This window comes from Leptospira mayottensis 200901116, assembly GCF_000306675.2.
In the GTDB taxonomy this organism is placed as follows: Bacteria; Spirochaetota; Leptospiria; order Leptospirales; family Leptospiraceae; genus Leptospira; species Leptospira mayottensis.
Genome location: NZ_CP024871.1, coordinates 1,695,001 through 1,708,934 on the forward strand (window position 1 = coordinate 1,695,001; position 13,934 = coordinate 1,708,934).

The following is a 13,934-nucleotide window of genomic DNA, read 5'->3' on the forward strand; positions in this document are numbered from 1 at the left end:
TCTTTTTGACAAACGAGGTGGGAATTGTCCTCGCTCATTCCGATTCAGAATATCTCAAGGAAAACTTGAAAAAAAGAAAGCCGGTCGCCTTATATCAGGACTCTTTATATATGAGAGCTTTTCGTCTTCGTAAGTGGCAGATTGGCATTCCAGTCCTTTTGAGAAAAAAGGAGGAAGCTTCTTCTAAGAGCATTTTCTTTTCTAAGTTCGAAAGTTTTTTTCCGGAAATCAACGAACCTGAGATTCTTCTTTCTGCGGCAGTCTATCACCCCGTAAAATTGGAAAGGGTGGCGGCGATTCATATGATCTATGATCGAGGTAATTTCCGGAAGTTCGTCTTTCGGCAAACGGAACTTTTGGAATGGCTTCTCCGAAATGATTCTCTGATCGCTCTCGGTGCCGCTGTGTTCTTGGAATGCATCTATCTCTTACTAACCTTGGGCAATTCCACAAAAAAATCGGCTCCGGATAGAAACTCCAGACCACTTGTGGAAAAGGTTTCTCATACAAATGCGACTCACGTTCCCGTTCTTGTAAAACAATCCAGTCCCTTGGATTCAGTCGTTTTTCCAGGTAGTTTGGGAAATCCTGCGGAAAACACGGAGGTTGCTTTTGTGCAAACGACACCCGTTGCCACTCCGACCGAAATTCCTCAAACTCCGGCCGAATCGGTGGCTCAAACTCAGACGGTTTCCTATTCTGAGACTGTATCGGCTACTCAGCAAAAAGTTGAATCGGTAGCCCAAACGGAGCCGATCATTTCTCAAATAAATCCGGACATTGCTGCTTCCAATGAAGAAGTCTTGGACGCGATTTATTTAGGGTAAGATACAGAAGTGGAAATCAGATCTAGACTTTCCGGAGAAATTCTCAAGCTCAAACTTAGAGGACATTTGGACTCTGTGAGCGCAGAGGATTTTTATTCCTATTTGAAATCGAAATGGGAAGAGGGGATCCGCAAATTTTTATTCTCTTGCGAAGAGTTAGAGTATATAGAATCCGAAGGAATCTGTGTTCTTGCAAGATTCGAGAACTTCTTGAAAAACAGAGGGGCATCTTCTGCTTATTGTTCGTTCAACGAAGAATGCAAAACTCTTTTGAGCTTTTTAGGTTTCGGTAGATCGATTGCTTTTTTCGAGGATCCTCAACGCGCCGAGGAATATCTTTCTTTGATCAAAATTCAGGATCAGAGAAGGAATCGACCCGCTTCGAGGATCAAAAGAAATTCTCCGGTACAATTTTATTCTTCCAGTTCTTCTCCAAAAGGTACGGCTTCCCGCTCGACGTATGTTCCGGAGATTCAGACTGTTCCCGAACTTGAGGTCGAATCGGGTAAGGCTCAAAAAACTTCCGAGCCAGAAACTTTGAAAGCGGAAGATCCTCACGGTATTTCTAGTCAATCTCAGAGATTGCAGGCGTTCTTAAACGAAGAAAAGGAGAAGAAAGAATCTTCCATTTCTCAAAAAGAAGTTTCGGTATTTTCTGAGAATTCTTCCTTATCCGATGTTTCTTCCGTGTCTTTCGTTTCGGATCGAAGTTCCAAAGCGTATTCGGTAAAGTCCGTTCTTGAAAAAGCGATTCAAACCGAAAGAAATTTTCCCAAAAGAATTATTTATTGCGGTGCTTGTTCTTCTAGAATTCGAGTTTCAAAACCCGGAAGATACCAATGTCCAGCCTGTCAGATTCAGTTTGACTTGAACACTATGGACGGAGTTCGATACTTAGAAAAACTTATAGGAACTTAAGAATTGTCCAACGCCGCATCGCGAAGTATTGCACTTTCTTTTTATACATTTTTATCCAGAATTTTAGGACTTATTCGGGATCATTTTATGGCGGTTTCCTTTGGAACCGGAATGGTCGCCTCCGCGTTTTCAGTGGCATACCGTCTTCCGAATATGTTTCGAAATCTTCTTGCGGAAGGAACTCTTTCCCAATCCTTTATGCCTCTTTACTCGGAGTCCGGAAAAATTGGCGAAGAAGAAGCAAAAGTAATGAGCGGGGCGGTTCTGTCCTTTTTGTTTTTTGTTTTATCTATTCTTGTGGGAATCGTGTTTTTTCTTTCTCCTTTTTTTCTTCCGATTCTCGTCGGAGGAACGAAAGAATATTCTGATTTAGTGATCGAGCTTACGTATATTCTGTTTTTCTTAATCGTTACGGCGAGTTTGTCCGCTATCTTTATGGCGATCTCCAACTCGAAAAATCGATTCTTTGTACCTTCTCTTTCCCCGATCATCTTAAATTTAAGTTATCTTTTCGTATTTGTTTGTCTATTTCCGTTCGTGGAAGACGTTCACGATCGTGTAATCGTACTTTGTTTCGCGATCGTTACGGGAGGTTTTTTACAACTCGTGGTCCAGATTTGGTACGTTTGGAAAAAAAAAGATATACCTGAAATCAACTGGAATTGGAGACATCCGGCGATCAAAAAGATTTTTAAGCTGATGCTTCCCGCCGCGCTTGGTGGAGGATTTTATCAACTTAGTCTTCTCGTGGATATTTTTTTGGCGAACTGGGTCCAAAATCGTAATCCTGGACTTGGTGCAGTCGTAAGTTTGGATTATTCCCAAAGGTTGGTTCAATTACCTACGGGGATCGTCGGAGTTGCGCTTGCGACCACGATTCTTCCCGCTCTTTTGCAATCCCTAAAAAAAGAGGAATTGTCCTCCCTAAGACAGGAACTTGCCGCCGCTCTCGAATTCGCATTATTTTTGACGGTTCCTGCTGCGATTGGAATGGTTCTTCTTGCGGGACCGATTTTGGATTCGATTTATTTCGGTGGGAAGTGGGACCATCTTGCTACTCATACGGCGACTCAGCCTTTGATCTTTTATTCCCTTGCGATTCCTTTTTTTAGTGTCAATAAAATATTGATTTCTTCTTATTATGCTTTTCAAGATACAAAAACACCCCTTCGGATCCAGTCCGTGTCGTTTACGATCAATATCATTCTAAATTTGTTCCTAGTTTGGTTTTTAAAACATTCTGCTATCGCTCTTTCCTCTGCAGTTTCGGCGATGATTACTTTTCTTCTTTTGGGAATCTTTTTGAAAAGACACAAGGTCGGATTCCCTTGGCCCGAACTTATGAGAAAAATTTCCAGAATGTCGATTCCGTTTTTGTTATTGGGGAGTTTTCTTTTCTTTCATCAAATATTCTTATATTCTCCGATTTTAAACTATTTGGAATCGATAGGGATCGATTACGTTCAGGCTTCCAGAATTCATTTAAGTCTGACGATTCTTCCTGCAGTTCTGATTTTTTTCGTTTTCAGTCTCATTTTTAGGGTGGATGGGGTATATCTTTTAGTTGGAAAATTTCGCCGGAAAAGTCGAGCTTCTGAAACGGGAACATGAAATTCACAGTTCGCGTTAAACCGAATTCAAAAAAGACTTTTTTTCGAAAAGAGGATGACGGGTCTATAACGATTGCGGTTCGAGAGCTCGCTTTGGAAGGGAAGGCGAACGAGGCAGTGATCGAAACGATTTCACGGGAGATGGAAATTCCCAAAAGAAAAATTAGGATTGTCTCCGGGGAAAAAAGCAAAAGGAAAACGATCGAAATCGATCTATAAACTTGAAGCCCCGTTAGAAATGCGAAATCAAATCCTATTTACGATCTTATTTCTTATTCCTGGAATTCTTTCAGCGCAAAGTCGGACTTATGCGGGAGATCCTTTTGACGAACTCGTAAAGGAAAAAAAGGAAATTTTCGGAAGCGAAAAGGAAGAGAAGTATCCCGTCCGCGCCCTGATCGTGGATATTGAAAAATGGAAAGGACATTTTGCGTGGCATGTGTTTTGGTTTATCCGCAGCACGGATTATCCAAAATTTAAGCAATTTAGAATATTCCCGTTTTATAATTCTATCGAAGCTAAGTCCGGAAAGGCCGAGTTGACGTATCTTTTTCCGGCTTTCGGTTACAAACGTGTGGAAGCCGAAGGTGTGGAGGAGAAATTTTTTCTTTCCCCATTTTATTATCGGAATACGATTCAACCCGCAAACGGAGGAGTGGGTTATAAGGAATCCACGAATTTTTATTGGCTCGGTTATAATTCCAGTTCTTCCGGTCCAGGGTTCGAAAAAAGTTTTAGCATGGTTCCGGGCTTTTTTCCCTTGTTTACACGGAGTGTGGAATTGACGAACGGATTAAAGCGAACAGACACGATGGTCCTTCCCGTGTATTTCAATACGGAAAGCGCGGAAGAATCCTCTACGATTCTCACTCTATTTCGATGGGGACACGACACCGAAAAGAAATTCTTCAATTTCTTTCCTTTGCTGCATTATACGAATTATAAAACCCGAGAAGATTATTCCTTTACCTTCTTTCCGCTGTATCATCAATCCAAATCAAGCATCAGTTCTCGGAAATCGGCAACATATTCCCCTCTTTGGTTTTACAACGAGGAGCAAACTTCGAATTCCTATTCGAGTTCCCTGTTTTTACCGTTCCCGTTTCTATATAGATCGAAAACGGTTTTATTTCAGGAAGAATCCACGAGCTTGTTACTCGCGCCTTTGGCCCTGTATTTTCGGGAGGATGGAGAACATTCTAAATTTCGAAACTTTCTTATCTTTCAGTGGGGAAGCGAAAAGGATTGGAGTTATTTTCGGATTCTTCCCCTAATATATTTGTCCGGAACCAAAAATCAATCTGACCGTTTGTTTACGTTTTTTCCGTTCGTTTTTTACAAGGAGAATTCTCATCTTACGCTCTTTCCACTTGTGTTCTACAAAAAGGATTCCTATTTCACTTTTTTTCCGTTTTATCATCATTCCTACGAGGGAGAAAATTTTACGCAGTATTTTCTGCCATTCGTTTATCGCAGTCGAGGAAAAGAAAATGCAGAAACCTTAATATTAAACACGTATTGGAGTTCTAATAAGGACGATCTGACTTCCTTTCACTTTGTACCTTTTTGGTTTTACAAAAAGAAAGAATACACGCATCTTGTTCCGTTTGTCTTTTCTTGGAAGGATGAGGATGGAGGTGAAAATTTAGGAGGTCCTCTTTACTACCGATATCGATCCAAAAACGTTTTCGGAGATTATTATCTGAATACGTATTACAAACGGGAAAGAGGGAAGGGGATGACGGAGCTGATCAGCTTTCCTATTCTTTTTTACAAACAGGATTCTCACCTTACGATTCTGCCCATTTATCATCATTCCATCGAAAGCGACGATTTTACACAATATTTTTTGCTGCCGATTCCTATTTACAGACATATTCGAAAAATGGAATCTGAAACGTTGGTCTTAAACACGTATTGGGCTCGTGACGCAAAAGGAGAATATCTTTCTTCCACATTTTTTCCGTTTTATTTTCATAAAAAGGATTCGTATCTGCACATTCCTTTCGCTCTTTTTTTTCAAACACAGGACGCGGCCTATAAAGAAACCTTTGCGCCTTTTTATTACCGTTATTCTAGTATGAGCGAAGACGAAATCTTTTTCTTAGGTTATCACGACTACAACTCGGATAACCGGTCCTTTAGACGTTTGTATCCGTTCTACTATTCTTCTAAGGAAAAAAGTGGCGCTTCGTTTTTAGGTTTGGCCGGACTTTTTTATCAATGGAAGAGCGCATCCGCAGAAACGACGACCCGCAGAATTATACCTTTACACTACTATCAAAAAAATGAATATAATCTTTGGCTTCCCTTTTATTACCGTTTCGGAGGGGACGATGATAATTATTTTTCTTTCAGTCCGATTCATTTTCGACTTCGTTCGCCTAACGTGGATTGGGATTGGGTTTTTCTTCTCTATTATTCTTCCGAAGATCGCGAGGAAAAAACGAGTTCGCGATTTTTAGCGCCTCTTTACTTCGAATGGAAAAATAAGGAATCCAGAGGGGACATTCTTTTTCCCGCTTATTTAAAATATTATGAAAAGAACAAGAACTTAGAGTTGTATTTCGGCGGAATTTCCATCTCCCAAACTGGCGGAAGGTTCGACGCTTCGTTGAAGGCGAGCGAATCCGGAAAAGAATTCTATGTGGATCTTGATTATTCTTTCGTATATAACGTTTTCAGCGTTTCTTTGAGGAAGGAAGTTTCCAATCCTTTTACGTTCTTTACGGATGAAAAGAGGGAAGAATCGGTTCCGGTTGCTCCTCAGGCTCAGAACGAAAAAAAGACCATTCCGAAAAAAGAAATTCCTCTCGCTTCCTCGGAAACTCAGAACGCTTCGACTTCGTCTTCCAATTTCTCTTCGTATAAAAAGCTGGCGAGAGGGAATTCAAGAAATTATTTCGGATGGGAGGCACTGTTTGGAATCGCGAGTTATCAATCCGGAGACGATAAAAAACACTTCCGGATTCTTCCTTTGGGTTGGTTTACATGGGGAAAGAACAACGACGATCGCATCGTGATGTTTCCGCTTCCCCTGCCTACTTTTTTGGGAACGGTTGGCGACGAATCGTATCGTGTCGTTTTTCCTCTGTATGCGGAACAAAGAAAGGGGGAAGATTATACGAAGGCCTTCGGGATTTTTTTATTCGTAATGGAGAAGGAAAAGGATCGGATGGAATATTCGATTTTGTGGCCTTTGATACATTATGCGAAATCGAAAGAGGAAATTTCGTATCGTTTTTTTCCGATCTTTGCGCATAGAGAAGCTGCGGACCGCCTGGAAACGAAGAGCATCTTTTACTACCGATCCAAGGAAAAAACGGGCGTTTACGAATCCTCTTCCTTTCATGGGATTCTGTTTCCATTTTATCACGCCTCAAAGGAGACCTTTACGAAAGGTGATTCCGTGTCGGGTGGCGGATATAGTCTGTTTTTTCCTTTTTATTACCGAAATTACCAGGACAAGTCCGCGGGAGGAATCTCTGTTTTTAAGGAAAGAAATCTTTATACGCCGTTGTTGTTGTATTCTTCGAAGGAGGATTCCCTTCTTGATTCCAAGGATTCCTTTGTTTTGAGTCCTTTCTTTTATTCCTCGTATGATAAAAATAAAATATTCAATAAATCATATATTTCCGATTTTAACCTGATTTTGCCGATCCCATTCGCGTTTTGGGGCCAAGAGGGGGAGGAAAAATACAAATTCGTTCTAGGTTATTACGATTCCAACACTCCAGAAAAATCCTCTTGGAACGTTTTGATGCTGTTCGGTTCAAGTGTAACGAAAAGAGAAACAAAAGAGGAAAGATTTTCCTATGTCTTTCCGTTCTTTTTTAGGACGGAGGTTCTAGAAAAAGGAATCGTAAATTCCACGTCTATGACTCTGCCGATTCCGTTTCTGTTTTCCACGTATCGAAACTCGAAAGAACTCGACACCGTGAAAGGTGGACTCAAAGAGACGAACGGATGGGACTGGTTATTTTTTGCGAATTACGAAAAAAGACAATACCCGAATATTCAAAAAACAGAATCCGATTTCAAAATACTTTTCGGAGCGATCGGAGGTTATTCTTCCGGAAAGGAACCCCAGAAAGAAACCTTCTCTTGGAATCTTTCCTTGTTTTTATTTCGAAAGTCGGTCTTTGAAAAGGGAGTGAAGACGTATTCATCCACTTTGATTCCGGTCGTTTTCTCAAACGAGGAAACTCCGGATTCGTCGGAAACGACTTTCTTTTTGATTGCGAGTTCCAAAACGAATTCAAGCACGGGATTCAAACGCACTATGTTTCTACCGTTCTTGTATAATAAGGAGGAGCGAATCCGTCCAGGTTATACGGATTCATTTTTATTCGTCAGTTTTCTTTTTTTTCAATCCAAATCAATTCAGGAAGAAAACGGGGGAAACAGAAGCGTGGATCGTTTTTATACGTTTCCCCTTTTGTATACCTTCGAAAATCGGATTCAGGAAAATAAGATCAAAAAGGAAGTTTGGGGTTACGATTGGCTCTTTTTTGCGAACTATAAGAATACGAAGTATTTGAACACCGAATCCACTTCGTTAAAACTTTTGCTTTCGACTTTCGGATACGAAACTAGCGGAAGTAGAGAGGAACACGAAACGAGTTGGTATCTGTTTCCTCTTTTCTTTTACAAAAGTGAGGATCACAAGGAATACGAATCTTATCGTTGGTTCACTCCGATCGTAGCCTATAGAAGTTATAACGAAAGTCAGGACAAGATCCGTTCTCATACGAATCTTTTCGGAATTCTTCTGAACTATAAACGCGACGACGAAAACGGAACCAAAAGTTTTTTTCTTTTTCCTTCGATCTATTGGTCTAAGGATGCGCGTTCTAAGGAAAGTATCTTCTTTTTTCTTCCGCTGATATACAATTTTTCCAGCGAGGAAGAATCCCAATTCTTTTTAATGGGATACTATCAGCGCGGAAATTCCGTGTCAAACCGTTATAACTTTTTATATCTCTATGATTATGAATTCTATCTGAAGGAACAAAAAAAGGAGCTGATTCTCTTTTTGGGCGCGTTCAGCGCAGAATTCGAAAAGGATAGGACCCGTTGGGGAGTTTTGGGAGGAGTTCTTCTCGGTTACGAATCGACTCCACAGATGACCGATTGGAACTTTCTTTGGATTCGATATCTCAATTCTCCTCAGGAAAGAATTCAAAACTTTCTTCCAATCTATCGATATGGTGAAACTCAGGAAGGTTATTCTTTTCTGGCTCCGCCTTTGCTTACGTATCACGAAAAGGATTCGGATGGAACCCTAACGTTAGGCGGTCTTGGACTTTTCTATTACCGCAACCGATCCGAATTCAAAAAGGAAGAATCCACGAAGATACTTGGAGGCCTTTTTTATTTTTCCGAAAAGAAAGCGGCCCGCGGTTATCAGAATCACGGGGTTTTAGGCTTTCCTTTGATTGGAGGTCTTCTTTGGAACTACGAACACGAGGAAGAGACGGGGTTCGAAAAAACTTCCGTTTTAAAATTCGTGTTCAGCAGAACCACATACAAAGGAAAAACTTGGAATAGTTACTTCGGGATTTCTCCTTCGTTATGGTTCGATAAGAACGAAGATAATTAAAAAACCGTTCAAAAATACTTTGTTTTTGATTAAAATATTCTTTGGGATCTTTTTAAATTGTATTTGAAGAGAGCTTCTAAAGTTTATCTTAAACTTCCAAGTTGTTTGTGGATTTGAGTCTTTTTCATATTTTTTAGAAATCATAAAAAGCTGAAAAAATTGATATTTTAGTACGACCTAAGCGTACCAAGATTTATGCAAAAGGTTTCAAAATTCTTTTGCAACCTTTTGAGATTGACTTTTAGGTTTGGTTCAGCTTTCTAAAAATTCTCAAAAGTTCATTTATTTCCTTGGGAGTCAGTTTGGAAATAAAAATCTCCCGAATACCTTCTTCATAAATTGGCCAAGAGTCCCTTAGGGCTTGAATTCCTGAAGTAGTGATTTCTACGATGAATTCTCTTGCGTCTTCTTCGCTTCTTTCTCGTTTTAAAAAACCCTCGGCGACCAATTTATCAACGGAACGGGTCAATGCGCTTTTACTGAGAATAATTTCTTGAGCGATATCAGACATTCTAGATCGTTTTTTAGGTTTCGTATAGACTGAATAGAGCACGTCATACCAGGTGAGAGAAATTGCCTTCATTTTCGTAAGGTCGGATTCGATTTTGGAGGAAGCGGAGGTATAAAATTTCAATCCGGCGGCCCAAGTGTCGATCGACTGTTTCGATAATTTTTCTTTCATTGAAATCAAAGTTTAATTTTTTAGTTGCAATTGCAACCATTATTTCGTAATGTGGAATAGTTGTAGTTGCAACTAAGTTCTTACCGAATTTACACGGTGGGATCTAAAAGGAGTAAGAAGATGAACACACAAACACAAAGTATCAAAAAGAGCGTTTCCAAATTGAACGAAATGATTCTCGCAGGCGACGTGATCAAAGCCTTTGAAGAATTCTATCACCCAAATGTAGTAATGCAGGAAAATACGCAGAATCCTACTGTTGGTTTTGAGGCGAATCTTGCGAGAGAAAAGGACTTCGTATCCAAAGCGAAGTGGAACCACGCGGAAGTTTTAGGTACGATCGTGGACGAAGAAAAAAATAGAAGCGTTGTCGAGTGGGTAGTTGATTATGTTCATAAGGAATGGGGACATGTTAAAACTACACAAGCGAGCGTTCAAACTTGGCAAGACGGAAAGATCATTCACGAAAGATTTTACTACACTCTCGGTTGATGTTAGGTCGGGATAAGAACTATTTTTCTTATCCCGTTTCGTTCCCACCTGATCGTGATCGGACTTATGTTTCGTCTATGGGTGGGAATTATTTTGTCTTTTTTCTTTTTGAAATGGATTTCTTTTTTTCATCTTTACCTTTCGTAAAAAGTTTCGAAAGAAGTTTTCCAATTTCTTCTCCTTTAGAAATTCCTAGATTTACAGTTTCTTTCAGTTTGCTTGCATTCGTAGTAACGAGAGTCACTGGCAAAGGATTTTCGGGAGAGATTGTATGAATTAGAACTCCTTTCGGAGGTTTTTGTGCAACTGCTCTTGCGAGATTGAAATGGTGATGGTGCCATCTATTCATCAGTTTTGCCATTTTCCAGTCTTTTGGAAAAGATAAAATACTGGTCAGCATTCCGAACGGAGGAGAGATCCTTTCCACGGGAGAATTTAAGACAACGGTAATATCTTTATAACCCGCCTCGATCAAATCTCCCAGCGGAAGAGGATTGAGTATTGCCGCGTCTGAATATAGTTTCCCGTCCACTTTATGTTTTCCTCTGGTTGCGATCGGAAGAGAAGTTGCCGCTTTCAAAAGATCAAATATATTTGATGAAGTTGCACGCACGTATTCGATTGTTCGAGTCTGAAGATTGCTGACCGCAACTCTTAATTCGGGCAGACCGAACTTTTCAAAATTTTCTGCCGGTAAGGGATATTTGCGTCCGAACAGATCATCTACGAGATATTCCTGGTCTAAAAAGGTTTTTCCCTGAAAAGGGTGAAAAGGAGAGATAAGTTTTCTTCCAGCAAGTTCAATATACCAAATCGCAAGAGTTTTTAAGCTTTTTTCAGGCTCTGGTTTTGGCATTGTTACGTAATAAGCGGCCGAGCAGGCACCAGAGGAAACCGCTACGACCAAATCGTAATGTTTCGGGGAAACCAAGGTATGCAAAGCATGTAGAGCACCACCGGCAAATGCCCCTTTCATCCCGCCCCCTTCTACGAGAAGGGCGCGTTTACTTCCTTTTGCTATTGGGATTTTCATGTGATTGATTCAACCTTTGCAGAATCTAATTCTTCAAAACTTTCTAATTTAGATTTTTTGAATTCGTATGGATAGGTCATATTCGTAAGACTTGCGATTTCGTGCATGCGTTCGTGTAGAAATTCTTCCGGGTCCTGGTTCGGATTCAAATATTTTAATTCTCCGATTCGAATCGAAAGTTTGGTTCTGCGTAAAAATCCACGGGGTCTGTAGTCCAGTCCTAAACACAAAACGGGTAGAGGGGTTTCGGGTTTTCCTACGATAAAACGGAAAGCGCCCGGTCTTCCTTTTCCCATTTTATAAGGTACTGTTGTCTGTTCTGGAAAGATAACCAGCATATTACCATTGTATAATACTTTTCTTGCAAAAAGAAGATCTCTTTTGCTTTTGCGGGGTTCGAGCCGATTGAGGGGAATTCCTCCACATTTTAAAAAGAAATTAAAAAACATCGGAGCGGCCATGGAATCTTTCATAATCGCCCAGATGTCCCAACGAGCTTTATACAACCCTTTTGCAAGACCGACTGGAATGTCATCGTTTCTTTGGTGTTTTACAAGCACAAGAACGGTTCCTTCTTTTGGAACGTTTTCAAGTCCGCTGACGTCGGTTTTATAAAAGAGGCTTCCGTAAATTCTTCCAAACCAACGAAGAATTTTCCGTGCTCGAAGCGAACTGCCCGGGTGTATGCCCGGTTCGGCGTCGCCGAAAACATAAGTGATTCTATTTTGTTTTTTATTCACGCAAGTCTCTTGAGAATTCATACATCCTATCTGAGTCAGAATAAAAGGATAGGTTACAAAAAAAAGAAATTCTTTTTTTGAATTCGGAAATTTACGTCTCATTTTGTTACAAAAATAATTTGCAATCCTGAGAATGAGTTTATTTTTCGTCGCAAAAACGCATACAATCGGATTCCTACAAGAGTAATGTAGGCTTCTATTGAATGAGAACAGGCCGTCAGCAGACGTACAATTCTCAGGGCTTGGACCGATCAAATCTGTCACAGAAGATTTCAGGAATAGGAACGTGGGGATGTTTTTAAAAGTATTTATAGATTCATTTTAAAATATTATAATGTGTAAAATAAAATAACATGGAACAGTGGTAATCGTTGGAGAAGTTTAACCGGGAAAAATCCTACGGATCGTACCAAATTAGGCATAAAACGGTATATTCTTGGGTAGGATGTGGGTCAACGTTTATGATAAACACGATGTAAAAGAGACTTTAAATTCAATTCTAAAACCTATCTCAAAACCAATATTTGATAAATATTTTCGGGAAAGAATAGTAAGAATCTAAAAACTTAGATGAAGGCTATGATTTTGAAGATAAAAAAGTATTCTTCATAAATAGAGTCTCAGATTCGGAAAAAAATAAAAAACTTCTCATCAATAAATTCAAAAGAAAGTTTATGCATTAGAATCGTCAAAAGAACTAATAACTGGCACAATCGATTCAGAGCCATTTTAACTTGTTAAAGAAAAGGAATTAGAAAATTATCTCGTATTTCGCAAGCTCAATCATTGTTTTTAATAAGTAGCTTTGAGAATGGCTCTTTAGAGCTTTTGGGAATGGATTTGTGATAAAGAGTTGGGGCGGTTGGCGATTTTCATGGAAAAAGACGATGTGCTTTTCTGTATTTCTTAAAATTAAAATTCGTGAATATTATTCCGGGTATTATTTTAAATGAGAAAATTAGTATATAAATAATAAGGAATTTATCTTTCGTAAAACGAAATTTCCTAAAAATTAAACCGGTTTGAAATAAGTTGTTGATCAAAATACATTTTGTAGGTTCAATTAAGTGATTCTTTTCAAATAAAGCCGGTCTCATTTTCTATGAGATTAATTTTATTCTGAAAGAGTTCTTTTTATTAAAAAGAGGAGGACGTTCTATTACGGTTTGAAAATCACGAGATCTTCTGAATCGGAAGAAATGTTTATGACGTCTAAGGATACTCAGGACATAGAAATCGATCTTCTTTTGGAGGCAATTTTTCAAAGATACGGTTATGATTTTAGGCAATATTCCGAAGCTCATGTACGAAGACGGCTGATGAGTCGGCTTGTACTTTCAGGTTTTAATAATATTTCCGAAATGCAGGATCAGGTATTACACGACAAAACTTTTGCCGCTAGGTTATTGCAGGATTTATCGATCACCGTTACGGAAATGTTTCGTGATCCTGATTTTTACGCGTGTTTGAGAGAAAAGGTCATTCCTATTTTAAAAACGTATCCATTTGTAAAGATTTGGCATGCAGGTTGTTCTACCGGAGAAGAGGCTTATTCTATGGCGATCGTTCTTAGAGAAGAGGGTTTGTATGAAAGGTCGGTTATCTATGCCACCGATTTTAATGAACGTGCTTTGAATGCGGCAAGGGAAGGCATTTTTAGAAATGATGCAATGAAGGAATACACGATCAATTATCAACTTTCGGGAGGAAAAGGTTTTTTTTCGGATTATTATACTTCCGATCAGGAAATGGTAATTATGAATCAAATGCTAAAAAAGAATATCGTATGGGCTAATCATAATTTAGTGACGGATAGTGTTTTTGCGGAAGTTAATCTTGTGTTATGTAGAAATGTTTTGATTTACTTTAAGAGAGAACTTCAGAGCAAAGTGCATCGTCTTTTTTTTGAAAGTCTCGTAAACGGAGGAATTCTTTGTTTGGGTTCTAAAGAGGGGATTTCTTATGGGGATTTACGGGAGAAATACGATGCGTTAGATTTGAAACAAAAGATATACAAGAAAAAATATTAG

Annotated in this window: 10 protein-coding genes (1 of these 10 running past the window's edge); 7 read left to right on the forward strand and 3 right to left on the reverse strand. The window is 39.4% G+C overall.

The window, feature by feature from the left end; translation table 11 throughout:
- The 5 genes in view from LEP1GSC190_RS07585 to LEP1GSC190_RS07605 are tightly spaced (at most 19 nt apart) and all read left to right on the forward strand, a layout consistent with a single transcriptional unit that may run on beyond the window.
- Positions 1–827: the 3' portion of an LIC_12071 family protein gene (locus LEP1GSC190_RS07585; protein WP_162882186.1), read on the forward strand. 298 nt of this gene lie to the left of the window's left edge; the window shows 827 of its 1,125 coding nt (coding positions 299–1,125); the start codon falls outside the window, past its left edge; its stop codon occupies positions 825–827.
- A gap of 9 nt (positions 828–836) precedes the next feature.
- Positions 837–1,745 carry an STAS domain-containing protein gene (locus tag LEP1GSC190_RS07590; RefSeq protein WP_004280484.1) on the forward strand — a complete coding sequence of 303 codons (909 nt, stop codon included), beginning with the start codon at positions 837–839 and terminating at the stop codon, positions 1,743–1,745.
- 3 nt (positions 1,746–1,748) lie between these two features.
- Positions 1,749–3,356, forward strand: coding sequence for a murein biosynthesis integral membrane protein MurJ (murJ, locus tag LEP1GSC190_RS07595; RefSeq protein WP_004280857.1), 1,608 nt, complete (start codon positions 1,749–1,751; stop codon positions 3,354–3,356).
- The gene (locus tag LEP1GSC190_RS07600; protein WP_004280220.1) at positions 3,353–3,574 is read left to right on the forward strand and encodes a DUF167 domain-containing protein; all 222 of its coding nucleotides are present in this window, start codon (positions 3,353–3,355) and stop codon (positions 3,572–3,574) included. Before murJ ends, LEP1GSC190_RS07600 begins: the two co-directional genes overlap by 4 nt.
- 19 nt (positions 3,575–3,593) lie before the next feature.
- Positions 3,594–8,957 carry an LA_1737 family protein gene (locus LEP1GSC190_RS07605; protein ID WP_004279956.1) on the forward strand — a complete coding sequence of 1,788 codons (5,364 nt, stop codon included), beginning with the start codon at positions 3,594–3,596 and terminating at the stop codon, positions 8,955–8,957.
- 241 nt (positions 8,958–9,198) lie between these two features.
- Here the strand turns inward: LEP1GSC190_RS07605 and LEP1GSC190_RS07610 are convergent, their stop codons facing one another.
- On the reverse strand, positions 9,199–9,639 hold the full coding sequence (locus LEP1GSC190_RS07610) for a MarR family winged helix-turn-helix transcriptional regulator (protein ID WP_004280864.1): 441 nt from the start codon (positions 9,637–9,639) through the stop codon (positions 9,199–9,201).
- 120 nt (positions 9,640–9,759) lie between these two features.
- On the opposite strand from LEP1GSC190_RS07610, the gene LEP1GSC190_RS07615 reads away from it, so the two are divergent.
- Positions 9,760–10,131, forward strand: coding sequence for a nuclear transport factor 2 family protein (locus LEP1GSC190_RS07615; protein WP_004280492.1), 372 nt, complete (start codon positions 9,760–9,762; stop codon positions 10,129–10,131).
- Between the two features lie 88 nt (positions 10,132–10,219).
- Here the strand turns inward: LEP1GSC190_RS07615 and LEP1GSC190_RS07620 are convergent, their stop codons facing one another.
- A complete protein-coding gene (locus tag LEP1GSC190_RS07620; RefSeq protein WP_004280082.1) occupies positions 10,220–11,164 on the reverse strand; it encodes a patatin-like phospholipase family protein in 945 nt (314 codons plus the stop codon).
- Positions 11,161–11,925, reverse strand: coding sequence for a lysophospholipid acyltransferase family protein (locus tag LEP1GSC190_RS07625; RefSeq protein ID WP_036036061.1), 765 nt, complete (start codon positions 11,923–11,925; stop codon positions 11,161–11,163). The genes LEP1GSC190_RS07620 and LEP1GSC190_RS07625 overlap by 4 nt, the downstream gene beginning before the upstream one ends.
- A gap of 1,178 nt (positions 11,926–13,103) precedes the next feature.
- Between LEP1GSC190_RS07625 and LEP1GSC190_RS07635 the strand changes: the two genes are divergently transcribed.
- Positions 13,104–13,934, forward strand: a complete 831-nt coding sequence (locus LEP1GSC190_RS07635; RefSeq protein WP_420844305.1) for a CheR family methyltransferase — start codon at positions 13,104–13,106, stop codon at positions 13,932–13,934.

Bases quoted from the DNA above. Each gene is read 5' to 3' on its own strand.
- LEP1GSC190_RS07635 (WP_420844305.1), top strand. From the start codon at position 13,104: ATGTTTATGACGTCTAAGGATACTCAGGACATAGAAATCGATCTTCTT.
- LEP1GSC190_RS07610 (WP_004280864.1), bottom strand. From the start codon at position 9,639: ATGAAAGAAAAATTATCGAAACAGTCGATCGACACTTGGGCCGCCGGA.
- LEP1GSC190_RS07600 (WP_004280220.1), top strand. From the start codon at position 3,353: ATGAAATTCACAGTTCGCGTTAAACCGAATTCAAAAAAGACTTTTTTT.
- LEP1GSC190_RS07615 (WP_004280492.1), top strand. From the start codon at position 9,760: ATGAACACACAAACACAAAGTATCAAAAAGAGCGTTTCCAAATTGAAC.
- LEP1GSC190_RS07605 (WP_004279956.1), top strand. From the start codon at position 3,594: ATGCGAAATCAAATCCTATTTACGATCTTATTTCTTATTCCTGGAATT.
- LEP1GSC190_RS07620 (WP_004280082.1), bottom strand. From the start codon at position 11,164: ATGAAAATCCCAATAGCAAAAGGAAGTAAACGCGCCCTTCTCGTAGAA.
- LEP1GSC190_RS07625 (WP_036036061.1), bottom strand. From the start codon at position 11,925: ATGAATTCTCAAGAGACTTGCGTGAATAAAAAACAAAATAGAATCACT.